At 54.0% G+C, this 25,149-nt stretch carries 20 protein-coding genes; 14 read left to right on the top strand and 6 right to left on the bottom strand.

The window, feature by feature from the left end; translation table 11 throughout:
• Window positions 1-60 precede the first annotated feature (60 nt).
• The 11 genes from LX66_RS02020 to LX66_RS01970 all read left to right on the top strand — a co-directional run bounded on the left by LX66_RS02020 (window position 61) and on the right by LX66_RS01970 (window position 11,708).
• Window positions 61-375, top strand: coding sequence for a DUF6686 family protein (locus LX66_RS02020; protein WP_145710223.1), 315 nt, complete (start codon window positions 61-63; stop codon window positions 373-375).
• A 107-nt stretch (window positions 376-482) separates the two neighbouring features.
• On the top strand, window positions 483-2,528 hold the full coding sequence (locus tag LX66_RS02015; RefSeq protein ID WP_145710222.1) for a TonB-dependent receptor plug domain-containing protein: 2,046 nt from the start codon (window positions 483-485) through the stop codon (window positions 2,526-2,528).
• Between the two features lie 66 nt (window positions 2,529-2,594).
• On the top strand, window positions 2,595-3,629 hold the full coding sequence (locus LX66_RS02010; protein WP_158642506.1) for an HmuY family protein: 1,035 nt from the start codon (window positions 2,595-2,597) through the stop codon (window positions 3,627-3,629).
• 283 nt (window positions 3,630-3,912) lie between these two features.
• Window positions 3,913-5,991 carry a TonB-dependent receptor plug domain-containing protein gene (locus LX66_RS02005; protein WP_158642505.1) on the top strand — a complete coding sequence of 693 codons (2,079 nt, stop codon included), beginning with the start codon at window positions 3,913-3,915 and terminating at the stop codon, window positions 5,989-5,991.
• 7 nt (window positions 5,992-5,998) lie between these two features.
• On the top strand, window positions 5,999-6,682 hold the full coding sequence (locus tag LX66_RS02000) for an HmuY family protein (protein WP_244620258.1): 684 nt from the start codon (window positions 5,999-6,001) through the stop codon (window positions 6,680-6,682).
• 30 nt (window positions 6,683-6,712) lie between these two features.
• Window positions 6,713-7,495: an HmuY family protein gene (locus LX66_RS01995; protein WP_145710219.1), complete on the top strand. Its 783-nt coding sequence runs from the start codon at window positions 6,713-6,715 to the stop codon at window positions 7,493-7,495.
• 181 nt (window positions 7,496-7,676) lie between these two features.
• Window positions 7,677-8,366 (top strand): hypothetical protein, encoded by a 690-nt coding sequence (locus LX66_RS01990; RefSeq protein WP_145710218.1) that lies wholly within the window; start codon window positions 7,677-7,679, stop codon window positions 8,364-8,366.
• A gap of 65 nt (window positions 8,367-8,431) precedes the next feature.
• A complete protein-coding gene (locus LX66_RS01985) occupies window positions 8,432-9,172 on the top strand; it encodes a hypothetical protein (RefSeq protein WP_145710217.1) in 741 nt (246 codons plus the stop codon).
• Window positions 9,173-9,209: 37 nt separating this feature from the next.
• On the top strand, window positions 9,210-10,160 hold the full coding sequence (locus tag LX66_RS01980; RefSeq protein WP_145710216.1) for a DUF5018 domain-containing protein: 951 nt from the start codon (window positions 9,210-9,212) through the stop codon (window positions 10,158-10,160).
• A gap of 60 nt (window positions 10,161-10,220) precedes the next feature.
• Entirely contained in the window at window positions 10,221-11,147 is a 927-nt protein-coding gene (locus LX66_RS01975) for a DnaJ C-terminal domain-containing protein (RefSeq protein WP_145710215.1), read from the top strand.
• Between the two features lie 102 nt (window positions 11,148-11,249).
• Window positions 11,250-11,708 carry a response regulator gene (locus tag LX66_RS01970; RefSeq protein ID WP_145710214.1) on the top strand — a complete coding sequence of 153 codons (459 nt, stop codon included), beginning with the start codon at window positions 11,250-11,252 and terminating at the stop codon, window positions 11,706-11,708.
• Between the two features lie 4 nt (window positions 11,709-11,712).
• On the opposite strand, the gene LX66_RS01965 is transcribed toward LX66_RS01970, so the two are convergent.
• The 4 genes from LX66_RS01965 to LX66_RS01950 all read right to left on the bottom strand — a co-directional run bounded on the left by LX66_RS01965 (window position 11,713) and on the right by LX66_RS01950 (window position 15,357).
• Window positions 11,713-11,925, bottom strand: a complete 213-nt coding sequence (locus LX66_RS01965) for a hypothetical protein (RefSeq protein WP_145710213.1) — start codon at window positions 11,923-11,925, stop codon at window positions 11,713-11,715.
• A gap of 345 nt (window positions 11,926-12,270) precedes the next feature.
• Entirely contained in the window at window positions 12,271-13,170 is a 900-nt protein-coding gene (locus LX66_RS01960; RefSeq protein ID WP_145710212.1) for an NAD-dependent epimerase/dehydratase family protein, read from the bottom strand.
• Between the two features lie 83 nt (window positions 13,171-13,253).
• On the bottom strand, window positions 13,254-14,531 hold the full coding sequence (locus LX66_RS01955; RefSeq protein WP_145710211.1) for a serine hydrolase domain-containing protein: 1,278 nt from the start codon (window positions 14,529-14,531) through the stop codon (window positions 13,254-13,256).
• A gap of 31 nt (window positions 14,532-14,562) precedes the next feature.
• Window positions 14,563-15,357: an SDR family NAD(P)-dependent oxidoreductase gene (locus LX66_RS01950; RefSeq protein WP_145710210.1), complete on the bottom strand. Its 795-nt coding sequence runs from the start codon at window positions 15,355-15,357 to the stop codon at window positions 14,563-14,565.
• Between the two features lie 119 nt (window positions 15,358-15,476).
• Here LX66_RS01950 and LX66_RS01945 point away from each other — a divergent pair, with 119 nt between their 5' ends.
• The 3 genes from LX66_RS01945 to LX66_RS01935 all read left to right on the top strand — a co-directional run bounded on the left by LX66_RS01945 (window position 15,477) and on the right by LX66_RS01935 (window position 21,116).
• Window positions 15,477-16,391 (top strand): LysR family transcriptional regulator, encoded by a 915-nt coding sequence (locus tag LX66_RS01945; protein ID WP_145710209.1) that lies wholly within the window; start codon window positions 15,477-15,479, stop codon window positions 16,389-16,391.
• A gap of 351 nt (window positions 16,392-16,742) precedes the next feature.
• Window positions 16,743-19,727: a SusC/RagA family TonB-linked outer membrane protein gene (locus LX66_RS01940; RefSeq protein WP_244620257.1), complete on the top strand. Its 2,985-nt coding sequence runs from the start codon at window positions 16,743-16,745 to the stop codon at window positions 19,725-19,727.
• 3 nt (window positions 19,728-19,730) lie between these two features.
• Window positions 19,731-21,116: a SusD/RagB family nutrient-binding outer membrane lipoprotein gene (locus LX66_RS01935; RefSeq protein ID WP_145710207.1), complete on the top strand. Its 1,386-nt coding sequence runs from the start codon at window positions 19,731-19,733 to the stop codon at window positions 21,114-21,116.
• Between the two features lie 133 nt (window positions 21,117-21,249).
• On the opposite strand, the gene LX66_RS01930 is transcribed toward LX66_RS01935, so the two are convergent.
• Complete coding sequence (locus LX66_RS01930) at window positions 21,250-22,593, bottom strand: TIGR00341 family protein (protein WP_145710206.1); 1,344 nt, start codon at window positions 22,591-22,593, stop codon at window positions 21,250-21,252.
• A 61-nt stretch (window positions 22,594-22,654) separates the two neighbouring features.
• A complete protein-coding gene (locus tag LX66_RS01925) occupies window positions 22,655-25,033 on the bottom strand; it encodes an ABC transporter permease (RefSeq protein ID WP_145710205.1) in 2,379 nt (792 codons plus the stop codon).
• Between the last annotated feature and the right edge of the window lie 116 nt (window positions 25,034-25,149).

Genomic DNA, 25,149 nt, shown 5'->3' with positions numbered 1-25,149 from the left:
ATGCGCATGGCGGGTCCGGGCAGGCCAATGGCGGCAGTGTGTATCTTAAACAAGCAACGTATGTGTGAGACAAGAACCCTGGCACAAACCGGGCTGGCGCATATCAGCCAGTGCCAGCATTGCAAGATGATCTTTTTATGGCATGCCAACCTCCTGCTGAGTTTTACGCCGGAGGATCTTTTACAGTTCAGGACAACATTGCTCCAGCGGAAATTTGACGATTACGCCCTGCCATTTCCGGATGCTGCGGATCGGGTGATCATGCATTCACCCTGCCACGACATCAGCTTCACCTTTACAAAAGCGGAATGGGCGGATATGCTGGCTGCAGTAGAAGAGGCTTTACTGATGCAGCAGGTGTATGCGTTGATCTGAGCGCAAAAACACAGGTATACTTATGAAACCGCGCATAGCATGCTTGCTTACAGGGACATGTTAGTGCAAGGTTCCATCCGGCAAATAAAAAAGACCAACATTAACAGATGAAAGTAAAAGGAGCGCTCCTCTTTGGCTGCCTGCTGTATGCTGTATGCAGCAAGGCCCAGGATACCGCTATTCAATTAAAGGACGTCGTGGTGACCGGCCAGTACCAGCAGCAGTCTGTCCGGCAGTCCGTGTACCGCATACGTACCATCAGCAGCGAGCGGATACAGTTAAGAGGCGCTACGGACGTACTGGGTGTATTGAACAGTGAGCTGGGCATCCGCTTTTCCAATGATGCCGCTTTAGGTGAAACCGATGTGGAGCTGATGGGCATGTCCGGCCAGAGCGTAAAAATATTGCTGGACGGCGTGCCGCTGGTGGACCGTGGCAGCACCCGGCAAAGCCTGAGCCAGATGGACATCAACACCATAGACCGCATAGAGATCGTGGAAGGGCCGATGTCCGTGGTATATGGTACGGATGCGCTGGCCGGGGTGATCAACCTGATCACCAAAAAAGGGAAGGGAGACCAACTGGCCGTAACGGCCCGCGTGCAGGAGGAAACCGTTGGTACAGAGTACAAGCCTTTCAATGGCAAGGGGCTGCATAACGAAAGCCTGGCCCTGCATTGGAGCCATCAGGGATGGTTTGCCAACGGCAGCTTTACGCGCAATGATTTTGGCGGATGGCAGGGGCAGTATACCGGCCGTAAAAAGGAATGGCATCCAAAGGATCAATGGTTGGGCGGCGCTATGCTGGGCTATAGCCACAATAACTGGGAGGCCTGGTACCGCCTGGATTACCTGGATGAAGATATCAGCAGCCTGGGCGACATCAATACCGGTAACTACCGCGCTACAGACCAGCATTACCTGACAGACCGTTATACGCACCAGGCCCAGGCCGCCTGGCAGTTGAATGAGCGGTTGAGCTTTAACGGCGCCCTGTCCTGGCAGGTTTACAAAAGAAGGACCCAAACCACCATTAAGGATTTTCAGGATAACACGGAAACGCTTTCCGCCGATGCAGGCGCGCAGGATGTATCCAAATTCAATACCCTCTTTTTCAGGACCACAGCGCAATACAAAGTATCCCCTAAAATAATGATGCAGCCGGGCATAGAGGTCCGGCGCGATGCCAGCAGCGGGCAGCGCATTGAGGGCGAGCCTGTGATCAGCGATTACGCTGTGTTTGTTTCTGCAGAGATCAAACCTGTAACGTGGATGAATATACGTCCTGGTATACGCTTCAGCAAAAACTCGGTGTATGACGCACCGCCGGCCATTCCATCCATTAATACCAGGTTTTCCCTGAACAAGCATATGGACCTGCGCCTGTCTTACGGGCGCGGGTTCCGCGCGCCGGCCCTGCGGGAGCTGTACTTTTATTTCTTTGACGCCAGCCATGCTATCCAGGGCAACCCTGACCTGAAGGCGGAATATTCCCATAGCGTGAACGGCTCCCTTAACTGGCAGGTGCCCGGTCGTGGCGCCCTCCGCTACACCGTAGCCCTGTCGGGCTTCTACAATCATTTTGATAACCTGATAGATATCGGGTATGACGCATCCGATCCTGCCATTAGCACCTATATCAATATAAATAAATTCAGGACCACGGGGGGCATGCTGGAGCATACGCTGCACTGGAAAGCGCTGCAGGCCTCCCTGGGCTTTTCTTATATCGGCCGGTATAACCGGTTTACAGACGACACCACCTATAATAAAACGTACCCCACACCGGCTTTTACCTGGACGCCGGAGGTGAATGCAAATATTACCTGGCATTTCAAACGCATGGGCGCCTCGCTCAGCGCCTTTTACAAGTACAGCGGCGCGCGTCCCACCTATGAACTGGCGGACATCGATAATGCTACCGTGGTGCGCCTGGCGGAAACAGCCGCTTTTCACTATGCGGATGTAACGGCCACCCAGCGCATCAATAAATTCCTTTCCGTGAACGGCGGCGTAAAGAACCTCTTTAACGTGGACCGGCTGCGCAATACCTCCCGTGATGTAGGGCAGGCGCACAGCACCGGCGGCCCGGTGCTGATGTGGTACGGCCGCTCCTATTTCCTGGGCCTCAGCTTCCGCTGGACAAAAAGCTAATACTGACATTTTAAAAATACACATAGCATGTATACAAACACTTACCAACAAACCACATTGAAGCGTATGCGCACTTTATTCCTGTCCCTGGCTGTAGCCGGCGTTTTCAGCGCCTGCAGTGACGATGATGATGTAACGCCCGTGATCCCGCCCTCCGAAGGCTCGCAAATGGAGCTGGACGGCGGTGGCGGCACCGGCGCGCCCAATTCCGTGTACGTGGATTTCAGCGCAGACAAACAGACCGCGGTGCCCCGCGTAAGCTGGAACCTGGGCTTTTATACCGGCAGCGATTACCGCGTGATCCTCAACTATACCTCCGCAACATCTGCAGTAGCGCTGGAAAAAACAGATATTACCCAGGTGAGCCTGGACGATACCGCAGGCGTCAGCCTGGCGCTGGGACAGGGGCAAGGCACCATGGACATGGTGGACGATGTATACGGCGACCTGGCAAAAACCGTGATTGCAGCGGTGTCCGCCACGGATGCCGATAACAAGGTATACCTGGTAAAACCGGAAACCGCCTCCGCTTCCGACCCGGCTACCTGGTATAAAGTAAAGATCAGCCGCAACGGTAACGGGTACAGGTTGCAATACGCGCTGTTGCCTGCTACCACTATACAAACGGCCGATATCAGTAAGGATGCGGACTACAACTTTACTTTTTACTCCCTGGAGACGAATCAGGTAGTAGCGGTAGAGCCTGAAAAGACAGCGTGGGATATACAATGGTCCTACGGCGTATACTTTGCAGGCGGCGGCAGCGCGGTCATCCCCTACCTGTTCTCTGATTTTGTATACACCAATACACTGGCCGGCGTGCAGGCAGCAGAGGCTACGGAAGAAGACGGTTTTAGCTATGACGCCTTTACCATTGCAGATGTAACGGACGCCAGGCTGGTGTACAGTGCCCAGCGTGACGCTATCGGCAGCAAATGGCGCGTGACCTCCGGCGGCACCGTCGGCATCAGGACCGACCGCTTTTATGTAGTGAAAGATCCCGCCGGCAATTATTACGCGTTAAAGTTTATCAGCGCCGGAATTGGCCAGGATGGCGGGCAGCGTGGCTACCCGGAGATCGAGTATAAACTGGTGAAGTAAATTCCAAATTCCAAATCCCAATCCCAAAACACCGGCAGTCCACCAATTATACTGAACCGTTAAGGTAGTTGAACGATTGCCACCATTTTGGAATTTGGGATTTGGAATTTCACTTTTTCCTGATTGCGTAAATTGTTTTCCCAATTTGTAATACAACGGGTTGTCCGCATCACTACTTTTGTAGTATTCTTATTTACTCCGCCCCCAGATTTACAGCAAATATTTTTTTTATCCTGAAAGCCAAATGCGTATCAGACCACTGTTACTAACCTTCCTATTGTGTATGGTTGCTTCGCGCGCCCTATGCCAGCAGGATACCATTACCCGCGTAAAGGACCTGCAGCGGGTAGAGGTAAAGGCCGACCGCATCCTGACCGCAGCGGATAAATTGCCGATGCCGGTCACCATCATCAGCAGGAAAATGATCGAGATGATGGGCAGCCGGCGGCTGGATGAAGTGCTGCGGGAGCAAACCGGCCTGGCCATTGTAAATGATATCGGCGCCGGCTCCCGGGCTGTGGGATTGCAGATGCAGGGCTTCAGCGCCGCCTATACGATGATACTGATAGATGGGCAACCCATGCTGGGGCGTAACTCCGGCAATTTTGACCTGTCGCGTATTACGGTGGCCAATATTGAGCGCATAGAGATCATCAAGGGCGCGGCCTCCTGCATGTATGGCGGCGATGCCATGGCCGGCGTGATCAATATCATTACCCGAAAGAATACGGGCCTTGCACAGGCCATGGCATTGTTGCGCTATGGCAGCAACAGCACAGCAGATGCGACCCTGGAAGGGGAGGCGCCCTTTGCCGGCAATAAAGGCGCCGCTTATTTTTCCGGCAACTATTACCGCACCGCAGGGTTCAATGTAAATCCTTACCTGGCCACCGGCACCACAGCGCCTCCCTATACCAGCTATACCTTGCAGGGCAGGGCGACTTACGATATAGATCCGTATAGCTCGCTTACATTTTCCGGGCGCTATGCCAGCCGTAGCTCGGTAAACGAGTTCAATTATTTTGTAACGCCCATGCGCGATGAGCTGACAGAAAGGGACGCCAACGGCACCCTGGCGTGGCAGCATCAATGGCGTGACAGCGCCAGCTTTAAAGCGCAGTATTACATCAGCCGTTATACTTCTACCCAAAGTATCGCCGATTTAAAAACGGATGCTGCCACGCAGTCCGCCGTATTCGGGCAGTACATGCACCGCCTGGAATTGCGGTCTGTATGCAAAACCGCCTTCGGTATGTCCGTTACCACCGGCATTGGCGGTATTTACGAGATATTGGACAATGCCGGCAGCCTGGGTACGCGCAGCATGCAGACCGGATTTGGATTTGCACAGGCGGAGTGGAAGACCAGTGAAAAGCTGCAATGGCTGGGTGGCGCCCGTTACGATCATCACAACCGCTACGGCGGAAAGCTGAGCCCCGACCTGGGGCTCCGTTATACGCCTGTAACGCCTGTCACTATCAGGCTGTCTGTAAGCAGTGGTTTTAAAACGCCGGACTTCCGGCAGCTCTACCAGTCATTTACCAATATGCAGGCCGGCTATACGGTGCTGGGCACCGAGGTGTTCGGCAGCAGCGTGAAAGCGCTGCAGGATGCCGGGCAGGTAGATACCATCTGGCCCGTAGCAGCCAGGGTAGCCGGGCTGAAGCCGGAGCGATCCTGGTCTTTCAATGCAGGTGTCACGTTCACGCCGGTACGAACCCTGAAGCTGGATGTGAATGCTTTTTATAACGACGTGCGCAACATGATCAATTCCACCCAGGTGGGCGTTAAAATAAACGGCGGCCAGTTGTTTTCCTATATCAATCTTGACCGGGTGCGGCTTACCGGGCTGGAGGCCGGTCTCTCCTGGGACCCGCTGCCCGGTCTGAGCCTCTCCGCGGGATACCAGTTGCTGTATGCAAAAGACAACGGTGTGCAGGACTCCATCCGCACCGGCGCCGGCAAATATGCCTGGATACAGGACCGCACTACCGATACGATGCCCCGGCGGGCGGCGGTACCGGACTATTTCGGGCTGGAGTACCGTTCCCGGCACATGGCCAACTGGCGGATATTCTATGAATATGCTCCCTGGGCCACCAGCGCTACTTTTCGCGTGCATTACAGGGGGAAGTACGGCTACGCTGATGCGAATAACAATAACTATATAGACCGCTATGATACGTTTGTGAACGGCTTCTTTCAACTGAGCGCATCCATGGAGAAGAAGCTGTGCCACCGGCACCTGTCCCTGCAACTGTCTGTGGATAACCTGCTGGACTATACGGACATGCTGATGCCCGGCATGCCGGGAAGGGTGATCATGGCCGGTATTTCCTGGAGATTTTTTAAAGACCAATAAACCCAACATGCAACGCATTCCCTCTATTACATTATGCTGTCTGGCCCTGGCGCTGTTACTGGCAGCCGCCTGTAAAAAGGATACCGTGACGGCCCCGGGGTATGAAGACGGCGTCAGCACGGTGATCTACGACCTGCCGGGCGACACCGGCACCACAGTGGGTGGCGACAGCGCCCGCCCCTTCAGGGATTTCTATTTCAATTTCAGCGAACGCCGGAAGATAACCGATACGGCCGTGAAGCAAACCCTGGACTGGGATATCGCCTTCACGGATATCTATAACTCCATGATCGCTGTTAACAGCGGCGCCAACAAAAAAAGCCCGGGATACGGCGGTGCCGGCAAAGGTGCCATCGTGTATTATGACAAGCCTTATGCCAGCATAACAGAAGCGCCATCCGATGAATACTTTGCCGCCAATGACCTGGGCCGTATCGGCTGGGATGGCTATCCTACACCGGCAGACAAGGGATGGTACTTTTATACGCTTACCACGCACATCGCGGTACCGCTGCAGAACCGGACCTTCGTGTTGCGCACCGCTTCCGGTAAATACGCCAAGCTGGAGATCATCAATATTTACAAAGGCAACCCGCCGGCCGTAACGGACATGATGTGGCCCGTGCCCTATTTCACCTTCCGCTACTATGTGCAGGAGAACGGAAGCAGGAACCTCAGCACGCCACAGTAACAACAAAAAATAAAACCGCTAAAGGATAACATGAACACAATAAAACAATATTACGCGATCGCGTGGATCGGTATGAGCGCCGCCGTATTTACCGCCTGCTCCAAAAGCGATGATGAACCGGTGACGCCGGTAGATCCGCCCGGCGAGGAGGTAGTTACCGGCGTATACACCGTCAGCGACCTGGCGGCAGATACCAGCGCCACTTCCTCGGGAGCTGCCACTACACTGTATTACAGCCTGGCGAGAAACCAGGTGGTGCCCGCTTCCCAGGTGCAGACGAATAATTGGGACATCGCCTTCACCGGCATCTATAACAGCTCCGTTTATGTCAATAACGGGCAGTCGCAGTACAGCCCCGGTTATGGAGGGCCGGGCAGGGGCGCTATTGCCCTGGCGATGTATGCGGATATAGAAGCGCAGTATTATGATGCGGCCGGGCACCGGTTGGCTTCCATACCCGTGCGAACGCTTTTTGACCAGGCATTTGACCGGGTAACGACCGCTGTAGCGGACGATGCATTTAACGGTTATCCTTCAGTGGAACTGGATTACTTCCTGGGTACCGGCGATGGGTGGGCCTGGTATGACTTTTATGGTGTGCTGTACCCGGGCCGTGCGGATAAAGCGCATGTGGCCTATGCATTGCCACGGCCACTGATTGTGCGCACCGCCAAAGGCAATTATGCAAAAGTGGTGATCTACAGCCTGTACAAGGGCGCCCCGGTAGACCCGGACCGCTCGCATAAACCCGGTTATATCAGTTTTAAATATGCAATACAGCAGGATGGCAGCAGGAATTTAGATATCCGGTGACCTGCCATCTGCGCCTATCATACCAGCAGAAGGTTTGCCAAAACCCCGGATCATGAGCAAGCTGTCACGGGCCGTTACTATCCAGTGCACCGCCTGTGAGGAAGCCCGCCGCATGTCCGGAAGAAAGCACAAAAATAATCAGATGAAAACACTATTTCTTCAGAACCTTAAACCCGTAAAAATGAAAAGAACAAATTCCCTGGGGCTGGCCCTGATAGCCGCTGCCATGAGCTTCCTGGCAGCCTGCCAGAAAGACGATGCAGTGACCCCAACATTACAACCCCTGAACCCGGGTGAAGCAACCGCCGTTACCCCGCCTGCCAACGGCACCCCGGTTGCTTTCACGCACGCTAATACAAAAGGAACCCTTGCATTGGTAAGCGGCGTATACCAGGCCCGCAACTTTCACCAGGGCACCGTACAGGACCTGGTGGATACCACGCAATGGGCCAACAAAGCCGGTAAATATTTTTACAAGCTAAGCACTAACGACGGTACGGACTCTACGGACAGCAATTACGACTTCAAATTCCAGGGCAGCGCTACCGGCGATTTTGTTGTGAATACCTCCAGGTATACCCTGGCATACATAGATCTGGCATTTGGCAGTGTGTCTGCCTCAACCACGGGATATACCACTGTATCATCCGGTGTGCTGGGTTATAATACCACGAGCGTGCCCGGCTGGTATAACTATAACATTTTAACACATATTGTAACGGCTGTGCCCAACCGTACCATATTGCTGATAGAGGACGGCACGCCGGTATACAAGATCAGGATCAACAGCATCTACAAGGATGGCGCTCCTGACAGCGGCTTTGCCGCAACCGATTATCCCTATTACAGTTTTGACTACGCAGAGCTGTAGTTCGGGATGAAGTTTTGGCAAACCTCCTGCCGGTATATAGCCGACTATTATTATAACTAACAATAATGAATAAACTATTTTCAAACGCGCTTTACATTGTATGCTGCAGCATGTCCCTGCTGGCCGCCTGCACTAAAACAGAAACGGTTGCGCCGCCTGCAGAGCGCAGCAACCGCATCCTGGCCTACCGGGTCACTAACGTAGCCGGCGACACGATCCTGGGGGTGGTGAACGACCCGGACAGCGTGATCCGGGTATACCTGCCTTATTACTATTACCTGACCAGCCTGGTGCCGGACATACAGGTGTCTGCCGGAGCTACGGTAACGCCTGCCAGCGGTACCCTGGTGGAAAACCTGCTGGATGTATTTGATAACGGGCGGGATATCCGCTATACCGTTACCGGGCAGGATGGCAGCAAAGCTACCTACCGGTTGCTGATAGAAGTGCAGCAGCCGGACTTTACGGTAGACGAGCTGACCACGGACCCTGCCTCCCCGGCAGAATATGTGAACAATGACATTGGCGACGTACCTGTTTACCTGAGCTGGTACGGAGACGTGTCCTCCGGCAATCAGGAGCTGGACCGGCAGTTGATCCGGGTCACGCTCACAGGAGAAGAGGGCAATGCGTACGTGGTGGATAACAACGCGGGCTTCAAGCTGTCTTCCGGCCCCTCCTATGTATTCTTTTACCTGCCGCCCAACAGCGCTGCATCGCTGCCCACCGGCCTGTACCACATCAGCATAAGGTTTTACAGCAAGACCGTAACGCTGCAAAACCCGGTCCGGATCGTACAGCCGTAAACTTTATCCAACAACTAAAACTGCTATATCCAACCAGATGAACAGCAATAAATATCCGTTCCTCATCGTGCTGCTGCTGGCAGCTATGGCCTGTAAAAAAGAAGAGGTGGAGGCCCCCTATCCATACAACAGTATCCTGGCTTTTTCCGTACCGGTGGAAGGCAGCAGCACCGGCGAAATAACGGCGGCCATATACGATCATACGCTGACGCTTTACTGGCCCGATTACCTGGAGCGCCCGGACTCCGTCACGCCGGGTATTACGGTAAGTGCCCGGGCTACGGTGTCGCCGGCTTCCGGCACGCGGGTGCCCTTAAAGGACGGCGTTACCTTCACCGTTGCCGCACAGGATGGCCAAACGGCGCAATATACGCTCAGGCTGGTCATCAACCAGAAAGAACCGAAGTTCAGCGCCACGGAGGTCAGTATACCCCTGTACAGCCGGTACGCCGCTGCCGGCCTGGTATATGACCTGCAGCCTGACAAACAAAGAACGCAGTTGTATATGGTATCTGCCGCGGGTACGGAGCACCGGATGCCCGTTTTGGATGTAACCCGGCAGGGGATTGTGTTTTATGCGGATGCTTATGACGGCAGTGCGCTGGATACCGGCTGGTACAAGGTAAAAGTGGTGAACGCAGACAAAACTGCTATCAGCTCCGGCAACCTGGTGCACCTGGCTCCAGACGACCCTGCCCCCTATATTTTTGAGGAGCTGACGGATACGCTGGTGCTGCAGCGGGGAGCTTCCTTTACCATGCCGGTAAGGTACCTGGAAGGATTTGAGGTGACCCGGGTGAGGCTGGGTGCGCCCAACCTGGAAATAGTAAGCGCTGCTGCAGGCAGCGTGACCCTGCGCGTACCGGACGATTTTGAGCCGGGCTTGTATGATTCTTTCCGGCTGTACGCCTCCCAAACCGCCACCGGCCGTAGTACCAACCGCTTTGCCTACCTGGGCGCTTTCAACATAATAAAAGTGACAGAATGATTGAACTTTGCCATAAATGCTGTGTTTACCGGGTGGTATACTTCTTGATGAACACAGCATATGGACTTCAAGGATTATTATAAAATACTGGGAGTAGAGAGGGATGTGACCGATGCCGCCTTGAAAAAAGCCTATCGCAAGCTGGCGGTAAAGTACCACCCGGATAAAAATCCGGGTGACAAAGCGGCAGAGGAAAAGTTCAAAGAGGTGAATGAGGCCTATGAAGTACTGAGCGATCCCGAGAAGCGCAGGAAATATGACCAGTTGGGAGAGAACTGGCGGAACTACGAGCGCCACGGCGGCCGTCCCCAGGACTTTGACTGGAGCCAGTGGAGCACCGGCGGCGATACCTATACATCCTACCAGGGCAGTGCTGAGGACTTCTTTGAAGGCGGTCATTTTTCCGACTTCTTTGAGCAGATCTTCGGGCGCCCGTTTGGCGGAGGCAGCCAGCGGCAGCGCACACGCGCCGGCAGGGGCCAGGATGTAACTGCTACCATGGAAGTGTCCCTGGAGGACGCCTACAAAGGCGGTACGCACCAGGTGATCGTGAACGGTGAGCGCCTGAACATTAAGCTGAAGCCCGGCCTGTACGAAGGGCAGGTGATCCGCCTGAAAGGAAAAGGCGCGCCTGGCCGTGGCGGCGCAGAGAACGGCGATCTGCTGATCACGATCCGGCTGGCGCCGCATACCGCGTTTGAGCTGAAAGGAAAGGACGTGTATGCCGATGTCCCGGTAGACCTGTATACGGCAGTACTGGGCGGCAAGGCCACCGTACAGGGCCTGGGCGGCCCGCTGAGCATGAACGTTCCCGCCGGTACGGACAGCGGCCGGGTATTCCGCCTGAAAGGCATGGGCATGCCGGCTTATAACAATGCGTCACAGCCCGGAGACCTTTACCTGACCGCCATGATCCACGTTCCCCGGCAGCTTTCAGAGAAAGAAAAAGAATTGTTCGCACAACTGGCGGAACTCCGTAAGCAATAAGCATCGTGTTGGGTATCTGCCCTCAAATTTTGGTACATCGTCGGGAAAGCATACTGATCATACCACATTTGTTGTAATTTTAGCCCTAAACCCAATACTTGAATGATCATTAACGGTAATGGCCAGCAAACCAGGAAGTGTATATTGGTGGCCGATGACGATGCGGATGACCGGGAACTAATAAAAGTAGCGTTTGAAGAGAATAAGGCGGACCTGGATATGTGTTTCGTGGAGAACGGCGAGGACCTTTTGCAGTATCTCTACCGGAGAGGAAAATACAGGGATGAAGTGAAGTATCCTTTTCCCAGCCTGATACTGCTGGATCTGAACATGCCAAAGAAAGACGGCCGGGAAGCCCTGCGCGAGATCAAGGAGGACAACCGGCTGAAGTCTGTACCTATCGTTATCCTTACCACTTCCACCGCCGCCAAGGATATCAGCAAATGCTATGAGCTGGGTGTAAACAGCTACATGATCAAGCCTACCAACTTTGCAGACCTGGTACAGTTTGCCGGCATGTTACATACTTACTGGTTCAATACCGTGCAGTTGCCGGTATAGGCGGTTATAGTATCTTTTTGAAAAACTCCGTGTCTTTAGCCCATTCCAGCAGGAAAGAGATCATGAAGTAACCGGCTGCCAGGATCATTAACCCGAGGCCAGTAAACCCGATCTTGAAGAATGTTTTAACACCAAGCAAGTTTGCTTCGGTGGCAATATAGGATAGGATAGCTATCAGCGCACCAACCAATAGGGAGATGAGGGCAGTTTTTTTCATGAGCTACATGGTTAGAACGTCAAATGGCATACGTGAGCGATAAAGATAACACTTTCGTGGTAGAAAGCAAGTGTTGGCCGCAGAAAAAAGCAGGTATTAACAAAGTAATTTATTTGCTATTTGTTAAATATTTGCTGCGATGCAGTTGCGAAAGGACCCGCTCCTGTATTCGTACAAAAAAGAAACCGCCTGAACAGGCGGTCCCTATTTAATAAATCACGTTATGAAAACCCAAAAACAAACACCTCCTCAGGTGTGAAATCGCTTGATCGACAGCACAATAATAGGACTTTCCATACCGTAACTCGTTAATACGCAGTTAAGTAGCAAAAAAAAGATACCCGGCTATTGCACATGCTGCAGGATATCTCTTTCTGCCGGCTGCCATCCCAGCTCTTCCCGGGCCCTTTCCGCGCTCACATAACTGTTGGAACCCAGCCCGAAATGTGCGCCTTCCGCCCCCCATAAGGCAATGGCTTCGTCCATGGACAGGCTGCGGGTCTTCCCGTTAAAGCCCGGCAGGCGGCTGATCACCTCTGCAATGTCAAAGATGGCCGCCTCCCCGTTCTCTGCATAATAAAAGGCGCCTGCAGGGGCCTTCTCCAGGGCCAGTTGGTAAAGCTGTGCCAGGTCCCTGATATGTACGTTGGACCATACATTGGCGCCTTTGCCAATAAATACGCCGGCCTGGTACTGCCGGGCGGCCTGCCGCAGCAGGGGCACCTGTATGCTGTCCTTTTTTAAGCCCAGGCCATCGCCATAGATCATGGTAGGGCATATCACGATGCTGCGCAGGCCCTGTTCCGTTGCGCCCATCACGGTGCGGTCGATGGCTACGCGCCCCGCCTTTTCCAGCAGGGGCTCCGTAGGTATTACGCTGTAGCGGGTTTGCGGGCCGTGCTCCCCCGCTGCCTTATCGCCGGCAATGCTGGAGCCGGAGGTGTGGATCAGCGTTTTGCCGGTACCGGCAAGGGCTGCCAGCAGGGTAGCCACCACGTAGGGATTGTCTGCGCTGGCGGCGTTGATGATGGCGTCCGCAGCCTGCGCCTGTTCGGTAATGACGCTTACATTATCCAGGTCGCCCTGTACGGCCCGGATGCCCAGCGCTTTCAGCCGGGAAATATCTGCCGCTTTTCTTACCAGCCCCGTTACCACGTACCCGTTATGCGCCAGGTGCGCCGCTACGGAGCCGCCTATATAACCGGTAGCACCGGTAATGAACACTTTTTTTAATGATGTTTGCATAAAAACTGTTTTGATGTGCCAATGTGCTGGTAAATATATTTAGCTGAATAAATGCGCAACATATTTCGCGCCAGTCAGAAGCATTAATTAATGGCCTGGTACGTCAGCACCTTGAACTCCTCGCCGATGCGCCACCAGGGTGACAGGTATTCCTGCGTGAAGAAGAGCGCTACCAGCTTTTCCTCCGGATCAGCCCAGTAATGGGTATTAAAGGCGCCGCCCCAGCCAAAGGCGCCCACACGGCAAGGCAGCAGGTGGTCGTTCTCCGGTGTTTCCAGCGCAAAGCCGCCCAGGCTGAACCGGAAATGCGCCGGCTGTGCCGGGGCGGGGGAGGCATGCACCCCTTCCGCCAGTTGGTTGGCCAGCATCAGGTCCACCGTGCTGGCGCTCAGCAGCCGCTTGTTTTTATAAACGCCTTTGTTCAGGTACAGGGAAAGGAACCTGGCATAATCCGCTACGGTAGCGCTAAGCCCGGCCCCGCCGGACAGGTAGCTGCCGTCCAGGTTGGGAAACAGCGGGTCTACCCCTTCGTAAATGGGATGCGTTACTTTCACCAGGCTGTCGCCCCTGCTTTCGTATAGGGTTACCAGGCGGCCCTGTTTTTCCTTTGGCAGGTGAAACCAGGTATCCGTCATTTCCAGCGGCTCCAGTACCCGCTGGCGCAGGAACACGTCAAAGCGCTGCCCGCTCCATATTTCCACCAGGTAGCCCAGTAGGTCCGTATTCAGGCCGTAGGTAAAGGCCTCCCCGGGATCGTGCTGCAGGGGCAGCTTTGCCAGCAGCGCCATTTTTTCTTCCAGGGTGGAGGCGGTGGTGCCGATGCCGCTGGGCACGCCTGCTTTCTGGTAGATGGCCCACATGCGCGGGTCGCTGAACACAGCGGCATAGGCTATGCCGGAGGTATGCCGCAGCAGGTCGCGGATGGTGATCTCGCGGCTGGCCGGGCGGGTGGTGTAGGTAGTATCCCCGGCATTGTAGCTCACCAGCACCCGCGGGTTTTTAAACGCCGGGATGTACATGGATACCGGGTCGTCCAGCAGGAACTTACCTTCCTCCCAGAGCATCATCACGGCCAGGCTGGTAATGGCTTTGGACTGTGATGCGATCCGGAAGATGCTGTTGACCCGCATGGGTCTTTTACTTTCCACGTCGGCATAGCCAAAGGCTTTGCTGTAGATGGGCTGCCCGTTGCGGAGGATCAGCGCTACGCCGCCGGGTATGTGTTTTTCGTTGATGTGGCGCATAATAAAGCTGTCTATGCGCGCCAGTCTTGTTGGGTCAATATCCTGCTGCGCCCGGGCGGTAGTGAGGGCAAAAAGCATCCCCTGAAAAAGCAGCAGCAGCTTTTTCGCATATTGCATGTATGGTATTTTTTATTGAGTTACCGGGGTATCAAAGGATCATTTTTACAACGCCGCCGTCTACACGTAGTGCGGTGCCGTTGGTGGCGGATGACAGTGGGCTGGATACATAGGTGACCAGGCTGGCTACTTCCGTTACATCTGCAAAGCGCTGCAGCAGGGAGGTAGGGCGCATGGTTTTAAAGAAGTCCTGTTCCGCCTGTTCCGGCGTCACCTGGTTGGAGTCAGCCACCTGTTTAATGAATTCCTCCACGCCTTCTGATTTGGTGGGACCGGGCAGGATAGCGTTTACCGTAACGCCGGTGCCTTTGGTGAGCTCCGCCAGCCCGCGGCTTACGGAGAGCTGTGCGGTTTTGGTAGTGCCGTAATGGATCATTTCTTCCGGGATATTGATACCGGATTCGCTGGAGATGAAAATGATGCGCCCCCAGTTCCTTTCCAGCATGCCGGGCAGCAGCGCGCGGGACAGCCGTACGCCGCTCAGCACGTTCACTTCAAAGAAACGGAGCCATTCCTCGTCCGTGATCTCTCCAAAGGGTTTGGGCTCAAAGATGCCGGCATTATTGACCAGGATGTCCACGTCCTGCAATTGCGCTGTCAATTTTATTACTTCGGCCGCCTTGGAGAAGTCCGCCGCTATGCCTTTTACACGGGCGCCAGGCACTTCCTGTTGCAGCTTTTCAATGCTATCGTTCATTCTTTGGGTGGTCCTGCCGTTGATGATCACTGCCGCGCCTTCCTGCAGCAGTTGCCGGGCGATGGCAAAGCCGATGCCCTGCGTGGAGCCGCTGATGAAAGCCGTTTTTCCTTTTAACTGTAAGTCCATGATATGTTCGTTTAAAATTTATGGATCGAATTTTTACACTGCAAAGTTGAGGTGGCTTTTTGTATAAATAAAATAATTTGATTTATAGGGTGCTATAAATTTATTTATAGATTTGCAGCATGTTGAACTTTGAATGGTACCGCACATTTAAGGCCATTTACCAGACGGGCACACTGACCGGGGCCGCGCAGGAGCTGCTGATCTCGCAGCCTAACGTCAGCCAGCACCTTTCTTCGCTGGAAAGCTACATCGGGCAGCAGCTCTTTGAGCGTAAGCCCAGGAAAATGGTGCCAACTGTGTATGGCAAACTGTTCTATACGCAGATCATTGAAGCGGTGGAGACACTGGAAAATGTAGAAACACATTTCAGGCAGGATTGTTTGTGCAGCCAGTTGGCCCTTACCAGCATCGGCGGGCCCAAGGAATTCTTCCATGCCCTGCTGGCGGAGCACATCAATGGCATTCCTTCCCACATTGTAGTGGAGTTTGGCGTTACCAGGGAGCTGATGGCCAGGCTGGCAAAAGGAGAGCTGCATTTTGTGCTGGCTACCCACCGTACGGACGAGAAAAACATCACGTATGAGCCGGTGCTGGATGAGCGCTTCCTGCTGGTGGGCGGCCCGGGACTGGACACCGCGGATTTTACCAGGCATATTGCCGGCGGGGAAATGAGCAAGGCTGAACAATGGCTGGCAGCGCAGCACTGGTTTGCCTATAACAGCGACCTGATGATCATCCGGCGTTTCTGGCTGCGGAACTTCCGGAAGCGGCCGCCCCTGAAGCCCCGGTTCATTATACCCGATTTTGATTTTATCCTCAAGGCCGTGAGCAACGGGCAGGGCGTTACCATTGCTTCGGACTACCTGGTAAATCCCCTGCTGGAACAGGGGGTGCTAAAGGAGCTGTGGCAGGGCGAGACGGCCACTACCAACACGATCTACCTGGCCTATGATCCTGCAAAAGTTACCAGCCAGCAGGTAGCTATGGTGCGCGCATTGTTTGCCTCCATGCCCGCTCCCCAACCGGTGGATTAACCTCTTTTTGCCATATTTTAACCGATTTTTTGAACATTGGTTAAGATATGGGCATTTTTGGTAAAGATCATTGAAGGGTTTTGAGATTACAATGAATAATTTTAACCCGTTACTTTTTTACAATCCTTTTATAGCGCAGGGGAAGGGGAATTACCTGTAACCATTCTTACCAGAATGTAACGCTCGTCCATTGAGATGTATGTATAGTGATTGCTGTTATGCCAACGCACTGGGAACAGCAGGAACCATATTGTCCTGAACCGAACAATGAACATGTAAGTACAAACCAAAATCCAGATCGCCATGACTCTCAAACCGCATTTGCTATTGTGCATAGCAATATTATGCTGTGTGGGTATTTGTTCCTATGCCCAGTCTGTTTCCCTCCAGGGAAAGGTAATTGACAAGAGCGGCCTCCCGGTTATCGGGGCTACCGTCAAGATCAAAGACACCAACAAGGGAGCTACCGCCGGCGCCGACGGCACTTTCACGTTATCCTATGAAGGAACGGCCACCCTGGTTGCTACCGCTATCGGGTTTAACCCCGCGGAGGTAACCGTCAGCAACCAGTCTTCCATTACCATTACCATGAGTGAGAACCAGGAGGAGCTGAGTGAAGTGGTGGTAACCGCATTGGGTGTAAAACGGGAAAAACGGGTGCTGACCTACAGCGCCCAGGAAGTACAGGGAGCCACCCTGGTGGAAGCCAAGGAGCCGAACATCGTGAATGCCTTGTCCGGCAAGGTGCCGGGTGTGCAGATCACCAGTGCTTCCGGTACGCCGGGCAGTTCTTCCAGGATCGTGATACGGGGCGCCACTTCCTTTTTTGGCAACAACCAGGCGCTGATCGTGGTAGACGGGGTGCCCATCAATAACGATGAAACCGGCAACCTCACCATGGGGCCGGGCACCAACCGCCTGGCAGATATTGATCCCGGTATTATTGAGAATATCAGCGTACTGAAAGGCGCCGCGGCTACCGCCTTGTATGGCTCTGCGGGTGCGCGTGGCGTGCTGATGATCACCACCAAAAGCGGCAGGGGCAACGTGGACAAAAAACCGGTAGTGACCGTTTCCCAGGATATTTCCTTTGAAACGCCCTGGTTCCCGGAAGTGCAGGAGAAATATGCGCAGGGCGAAAGAGGCATCTATTACAATGGCGAGGACCAGAAAACCAGCAGCTCCTGGGGGCCGCTGATGGACACGCTCATGATAGACGGGCAAAAAGCGAAGAAATACAACCAGCTCAAGGATTTTTTCAGGACAGGTGTTACTTCCAACAGCACCATCAGCGTAACGGGCGGCAATGGCAGCTCGGACTACCTGATGTCCTATTCCTACCTGAACCAGACCGGCACGGTGCCTGAAACGGACTACAAGCGGCATGCCCTGTTTGCCAAGTACAATACTAAAATATTAAAGAACCTGAACAGTGTCTTTCAACTGAACTATTCCAGCTCCAACAACAACCGCCAGCCGGAAGGTTATACGCTGGAAAGCCCTATCTGGACCATCTATACTGCGCCCATTTCCTGGAATCCGCAGCCTTACCTGAACCCGGACGGTACACAGCGCGTGTTCCGTTATTCCAGGAACAATCCTTACTGGGCGCTGGATAATATCCACAACGGGGCCCGGGTGAACCGCTTCATACCCGTGATCACCCTCAGCTACAACCCTTTAAGCTGGCTGACCATTACCGAGCGCATGGGGGCGGATATTTACACCGAGCAGGATAAATATACAGAAGCCATCGGCTCCGTCTCCAATCCTACCGGGAAGATCATTGAGCAGAACATCAATTTCCGGCAGTTCAATCACGATTTCATGATCAATGCCAATAAAACATGGGGTGATTTCAACGTGAACCTGCTGCTGGGCAATAACGTATTCTCTACCTACTCGCAATACCAGCGCGCTACCGGCACCGGGTTGAGCGTAGCCGGGTTTGACAATATCGGACAGGCATCCAATATCAGCTATTCGGAGAACCACTACCAGAGCCGGAAAGTAGGGTTCTATGCACAATCCAACATCGATTATAAAAGAACGCTGGTATTGTCGCTGACCGGGCGTTTTGACCAAAGCTCCGTATTGGCCGAAGACAAGAATTCCTATCCATATGGGTCGGTAGCCGGCGGTTTTATTTTCTCCGAGCTGCTGTCGCCGTCGCTTTCCAATGTGCTCAGCTTCGGCAAGGTACGTGTATCCTATGCCGTTGTAGGTAACGACGGGGTGGAGCCTTACCAGTTGAATACGCCTTTCCAGAAGCCGGACGGCCTGCCGGGCATCGGCGCCATTACCTTCCCTTACCAGGGACAGTCCGGCTACCTGCTGAGCCAGACCCTGGGCAACGTGAACCTGCGCAACGAGCAGCTCAACGAGTTTGAGGTAGGGCTGGAAACGAGCCTGTTCGGCAACCGCATAGCACTGGAAGCTTCTTATTTTGACAGGAAAACCAGGAACGGCATTATACCCGGGGTAGCCATTGCGCCTTCTACGGGGTATACCGGTACCACGGTGAACTCCGCAGAAATGTCCAACAAGGGCATTGAAGTATTGCTGAACGCTAAACCGGTGGTGGGCAAGCATTTCAGTTGGGACTTCTCGTTTAATTTTAGCCATATCCGCAACGAGGTGCTGGCTATTTACGGCGATATGGAGCAACTGGGTAACGGGTTTACCTCCATCGTGGTGGGGCAGCCTTATGGCGTGATCATGGGCAGCTCCTTTAAACGCAATGAACAGGGCCAGTTGATGATCGACGAGGCGGGCCTGCCCTTCTCGGATGGCAGTGTGAATAATATCGGCAACATTACCCCGGACTGGATGGCCGGGCTGACCAATACCCTGCGCTACAATCAACTGGCGCTTAGCTTCCAGTTTGATATGAAGAAAGGAGGGGATATACAGAATAACGTGGACGGCTATGGGTATTTCTATGGCACGCCCAAGGTGACGGAGAACCGGGAAGACCGTGTAGTGGAAGGCATCAGCGTAGTGGACGGTAAGGAAAATACCATTTCCGTAAGCGGGCAGGACTACTATCGCCGCTTAAACGCGGTTACCGAGGCGGTGATACAGGATGGCACTTATATCAAGCTGCGTACCGTCAGCCTGAGCTACAACTTCGGGAAAGCATTGCTGCCCCGGAGCTTCCTGAAGTCCGCTTCTTTTGTAGTGACCGGGCGTAACCTCTGGATCTACAGCCCCCACTTTACCGGCGGCGACCCGGAAACCAGTCCTTTTGGCTCCGGTAACGGCTCACAGGGGATTTATTCCTTCTCCACGCCTACATCACGTTCCATCAATTTTTCACTGAAAGCAAGCTTTTAAATTATGAACAGGATATTATTCATCATAGCCGCCGCAGTTTGCCTGTTTACCGGCAGTTGCAAGAAGTTCATCGATGTGAATGAGGACCCGAACAGGCCTACAGCGGTAGGGGAAGCGGCGATACTGGCGCCTGCGGAGCTGGCCATTTCCCATGGGTTACATGGCGGCAATGCCGCTATCATCGTACAGGAATACCTGCAGGTCATCGCGCTGAACCAGCCGGTGCCCAATGCCGGCACCTATTTTATGCAGCACACAAATATAGACGTGGACTGGACCACCTTGTATGCTACCTGCCTGAACAACCTGGTGCGGCTGGATTCCGTAGCTTCCGTGAACGGCAATTCCAATTACCGCGCTATCGCCCGGGTATTGCAGGCGTACTGCCTGGGGTTTGGCACGGACCTGTGGGGCGATATTCCTTACACGCAGGCGCTGCAGGGAGAGCAGAACTTTACGCCTGCCTATGATGAGCAGGCAGCCATCTACGACCGGATACAGGCTTTGCTGGACGGCGCAATTGCCGACATTGCCCAGAACAGCGCCGTGGTGCCTGGTGGGGATGACTATTTTTACGGCGGCGACATGAGCAAATGGGAAAAACTGGCCTACACGCTGAAAGCCCGCTACTACATGCACCTGACCAAGGCGCCGGGCCACAGCGCTGCTACGCAGGCCGGCCTGGCCCTGGCAGCCCTGGAAAAAGGCATGGCCTCCGGTGATGACGACCTGAAATTTGACTATGACGGCATTGCCGGGCAGGAAAATGTGTGGTACAGCACCTTCCTGTCTGCTTCCACCCTTATACTGGCTTCCGGCTTTGTAGACACCTTAAAGGCGCATAATGACCCGCGCCTGTCTAAAATGGTGAAGCCTGCGGCTGAAACCGGGCTGTATACCGGCCGCCAGATAGGCGACATAGATGTGGGCAGCCTGGAAGCCTATTCCCGGCCTACGGATTTTTACCAGGGCGCTGCCGGCAACAATTATATCGTGATCTACCTGGAAGCGCTGTTCCTGAAAGCAGAAGCTACCCTGATCCAGTCCGGCGCCGCGGCCGCGGAGCCCATCTACCAGGAAGCCATACGCACGCATATGGAGCAACTGGGGGTGAGCGGGAGCGACATCACCACGTACCTGACAGCCAGGGGCACGCTTACAGCCGCCAATGCGCTGCAGCGTATCATGGAAGAAAAGAAAGTGGCCAATTTCCTGTCGGTGGAAAGCTTTACGGACTGGAGAAGAACGGGCTACCCGGTCATGATAAAGGTGCCTAATGCCTTGTCTGAAATTCCGCGCCGCCTGCTGTACCCGCAGGCGGAGATTGTGGCCAATCCCCAGCCGGAGCAGGATGCGGTGCTTACAGACCGTGTGTGGTGGGATCAATAACGAAAATCCAAATTCCAAAACCCAAATTCCAAATTGGCGGTAATCGCCCAACTACCGGTAACAGTTCAGTACTATCTGGTGGCCTGCCTACATTTTGGGATTGGGGTTTTGGAATTTTGCATTTTTCATTTCTTTATCTTTCAATCACCAGCTTCACCTCATCGGACGCTGTGCGGGCCTTGATCCAGTTCTTTAAGCGTGTTTGTTCTTCCCGGCCCATCGCCTTTCTTACTTTAATGTTGGCAATGATGATGGTATCGTTCTTCTTGTTTTGCAGGTTGGCGATCACCATCCTGGCCAGTCCGAATTCTTCAATATTGGTATGTTCGGCCTTGGCTTCCCTGGCAATATCCTCCAGGGGGAAGCTTTGTTCGCGGGCCCTGTTTACTTCCTGCTGCAACCTGGCTATCTGTTTGTCTTTTTCTTCCAGCACCTGGATGTTCTTCTGGTAAACATCCTCCAGGATGGACATTTTAAAGGAGCTCTGGCCCAGGTCCCCGGACTCCTTCAGGCCCTGCCGGATGGTGAGCGTGGCGGGCAGCAGGTTATAGGATGCCAGCCTGGCCTTCACCTGTGCGATCATCGGGCTGTCTACCGGGTTGCCAATCAGCAGTACGTCAATGGTGCGGTTGGCGCCGTCTACCCGCTCTGTTACGATCTGCGTATCCGGGAAATCCAGCTCCTGGTGCACGAACTTCAAAGCATTGGTGGTAAAAATACTTTTCTGCACGATCCTGTAGCCCAGGTAAATGCTGGGTATAGCGGTAGCAATGGTAATCGCCCATACATACCGCCGTACGCGCCTGGCCCTGGTATCGTCTTCCCATACCTTGGTGCGGAATTTCAGGAAACGTACAATGATGAAGGTGGCGAAGCTGATAAATACGCTGTTGATGAAAAACAGGTAAAAGGCGCCGAAGAAAAAATACCACTGCCCGTTGGCCAGCCCGTACCCGGCGGTGCAGAGGGGCGGCATCAAAGCGGTGGCAATGGCCATGCCGGGGATCACATTGCCTTTTTCCTTCCGGGTAGCGCCTACAATGCCTGCCAGGCCGCCAAACAGGGCGATCAGCACATCCCAGATGGTAGGGGTGGTGCGGGCCAGCAGCTCGGATTGCGCATCGGACAGGGGGCTTACCAGGAAATAGGCGGTGGAGGTCATGAGACTGATGATCACTGCCGTAGCCAGGTTGCGCAGGGAGCGCTTGATCAGCTCAAAATCAATGGTGGCTACGCCGAAGCCCACGCCCATAATAGGCCCCATGATCGGAGAGATCAACATGGCGCCGATCACTACGGCGGTGGAGTTCATGTTCAGCCCAATGGATGCGATGATAATAGCGAATATCAGCACCCACAGGTTGGTACCCCTGAACTCCACGCCCCGCTGAATGTTCTCCGCAATTTCCTCTTCTTTTGCTTTATCTTCTTCCAGGCTGAAAATATGCCTCAGCAATACCAGAAAGCGTTTAGTCATACCCAGGATTCATTTCCGGTGAATGACCAAATATACGATAAACAGCATACATGCTGTTCCGTTACTCGCTGCGGAGGCTCTTTACAGGGTTGGTGAGGGCGGTTTTCAGGGATTGCCCGCCAACGGTCAAAGCGGCGATGAGCATCATGAGCAGGCCGGTGGATACAAAAGCCCACCAGGGAATGGAGATGCGGTACGCAAATCCCTGCAGCCAGGCATCCATGGCCCACCAGGCAAGGGGAGTGGCCAGCACGATGGCGATGAGCACCAGGCGTATGAAATCTTTTGTCAGCAGGTGCAGGATACCCGCTGCGCTGGCGCCCAATACCTTGCGGATGCCTATTTCCCGGGTGCGCCTGGCCACGCTGTAAGAGGCCAGTCCCAGTAAGCCCAGGCAGGTAATGAACAGCGTGAACAGGGAGAAGATGCCCACGATCTGTCCAAAGTGGGTGTCGGTCTTATACTGCTGGTTATAGAGATCGTCCAGGAAAAAATATTCAAAGGGATGGCCCCTGAAATGTTCCTGCCATTTTTTTTCAACGCCTGCAATGGTTTGCCGCATGTTGCGGGTACGCACTTTTAGCGTAAAGTAGGAGGCATAGTTATCCGCATACCAGTGGATCATGGGCAGCAGCGCGTCTTTTAAGGATTGCTGGTGGTAGTTCTTCAGCACACCCACAACGGTAAATGTATTGCCCCAGTAATCTATTTGTTTGCCCACGGCCTTTTCCGCTGCGCCCAGTCCCAGTAGCCTGCAGGCTTCTTCATTGACCAGCACCGCGTTTTTATTGGGGCTGCCGTCTATAAAGTTGCGGCCGGCCGCCAGTTGCATGTTCAGGGTGGGTACAAGGTCCGCATCAATGCCATAGAGATAGTAGTTATATCCCCCTGCCTGCTGGTCTGCGCCATGCGCTTTTACAGAGGTGGTAGTGGAGAGGTAGTTGAGTGCCAGCCCGGGCATGGAGCCGGCCATGGCGGTCTTTTCCACGCCGGGCACCTGCAGCAACTCCTGCTTGAACGCCCGCAGGCCGCTGCTATCCTGATTGGCATCAGGACCTCTTAACACCAGGACCTGTTCCGTATCCAGGCCCAGGTCCTGGTCCTGCATGAAACGCAGTTGCCGGTAAATGACAATGGAAGCCACCAGCACCACGGCAGCAATGGTAAACTGGCCTACCACTAACGTTCTTCTCAGCGCGCCGCCTTTCAGCCCGTTGGTAAAGCTGCGGGTAAGGGCGCTCACCGGTTTTATGGCCGACAGCGCAAAAGCAGGGTACAGCCCGGACAGCAGGCAGTTGGCCAGCAGCAATAACAGGCCCGTGCTCCAGAAATAAGGCGTATAAAAAATGCCTGCAGCAGCCGGTTTGCCGGCGATGTTGGCGTAGAAGGGCAGCGCCAGTTTTACCAGCAACAGGGCTGACAGGAATGCTGCAAGGTTGATGAGCATGGAAGCTGCGAAGAACTGTTTTACCAGGGTGGCGCGGGAAGCGCCCAGCACTTTTTTGATGCCGGCCTCTTTTAACTGCTCTGATGAGCGGGCGGTGGTCAGGTTCACATAATTGACCGTGCCAATGAGCAGCACCAGGAACGCGATGATCTGCAGGAACTGCACGGTCCGGGCATCGCCGTTCACTTCCGGCTCAAAGGTTTTATGGGAGTACAGGTGAATGTCCCTCACCGGTTCTGCGGTAAACAGGGCGTTTTTCAACTGTTTTTGAGAGAAGGTTTTCAGTTTGGCATTGAATGCCGCCAGGTCGGTATGAGGCGTCATTTCCAGGTAAGTGTAATTGTTGTTGCCATTCCAACTGTCCAGGTCTATGCCGAACTGCTGCAGGCTGGAGAAGGAGAGCAGCAGGTCCATTTTAAGGTGGGTATTGGCCGGCAGGTCCTTTATGACCCCGGTTACGGTCAGGGTGCTGCCTTTGAATTGCAGCGGCTGGCCAATGGGGTTCCGGCTGCCAAAGAGCCGCTGCGCAGTTGATGCGGTCAGTACGGCTGTAAACGGGTTGTTAAGCGCCGCCTGCGGGTCGCCCTGGATAAAGTCATGATTGAATACCGTAAAAACGGAAGGATCGGCAGCATAGACCTTTTCCACCAGGAAAGCCTGGTGCTGCGGGTTGGTTACTTCTGCACGGCCCATGTCCTGTATACGTACAAACTCCTTTACTTCCGGCATCTCCTTTTTCAGGGCAGGCCCCAGGGGAGGATGGGTTTCGCAGTCCGTTACCACAAACTCGCCGCCTCTATAACGGTCCAGCGTGACCCGGTAGATGTGATCCGATTTGGTGTAAAAGTTTTCATAGCTGCGCTCAAACCGTACGTAGTTGTTGATCAGCAGGAAGGCAGCCATGGCCAGCGCCAGGCCGGTAATGTTCAGCAGCGCATAGAACCGGTCCTTCCAGAGGTTGCGCCAGGCGTTTTTCAGGTAGTAATACAGCATAAGCAACGGGAGATACAGGCAAGAGCCGCGCAGGCATTGTGCCAAATATGCATTTTGTTTATTTCCAGGAAGTTAACATATTATGGCAAAAGCAGGTTTGTCCGTTAGCGGACGGC

The organism is Chitinophaga japonensis, assembly GCF_007830125.1.
Classification (GTDB): Bacteria; Bacteroidota; Bacteroidia; order Chitinophagales; family Chitinophagaceae; genus Chitinophaga; species Chitinophaga japonensis.
This window is presented reverse-complemented; position numbering and strand designations above follow the sequence as displayed.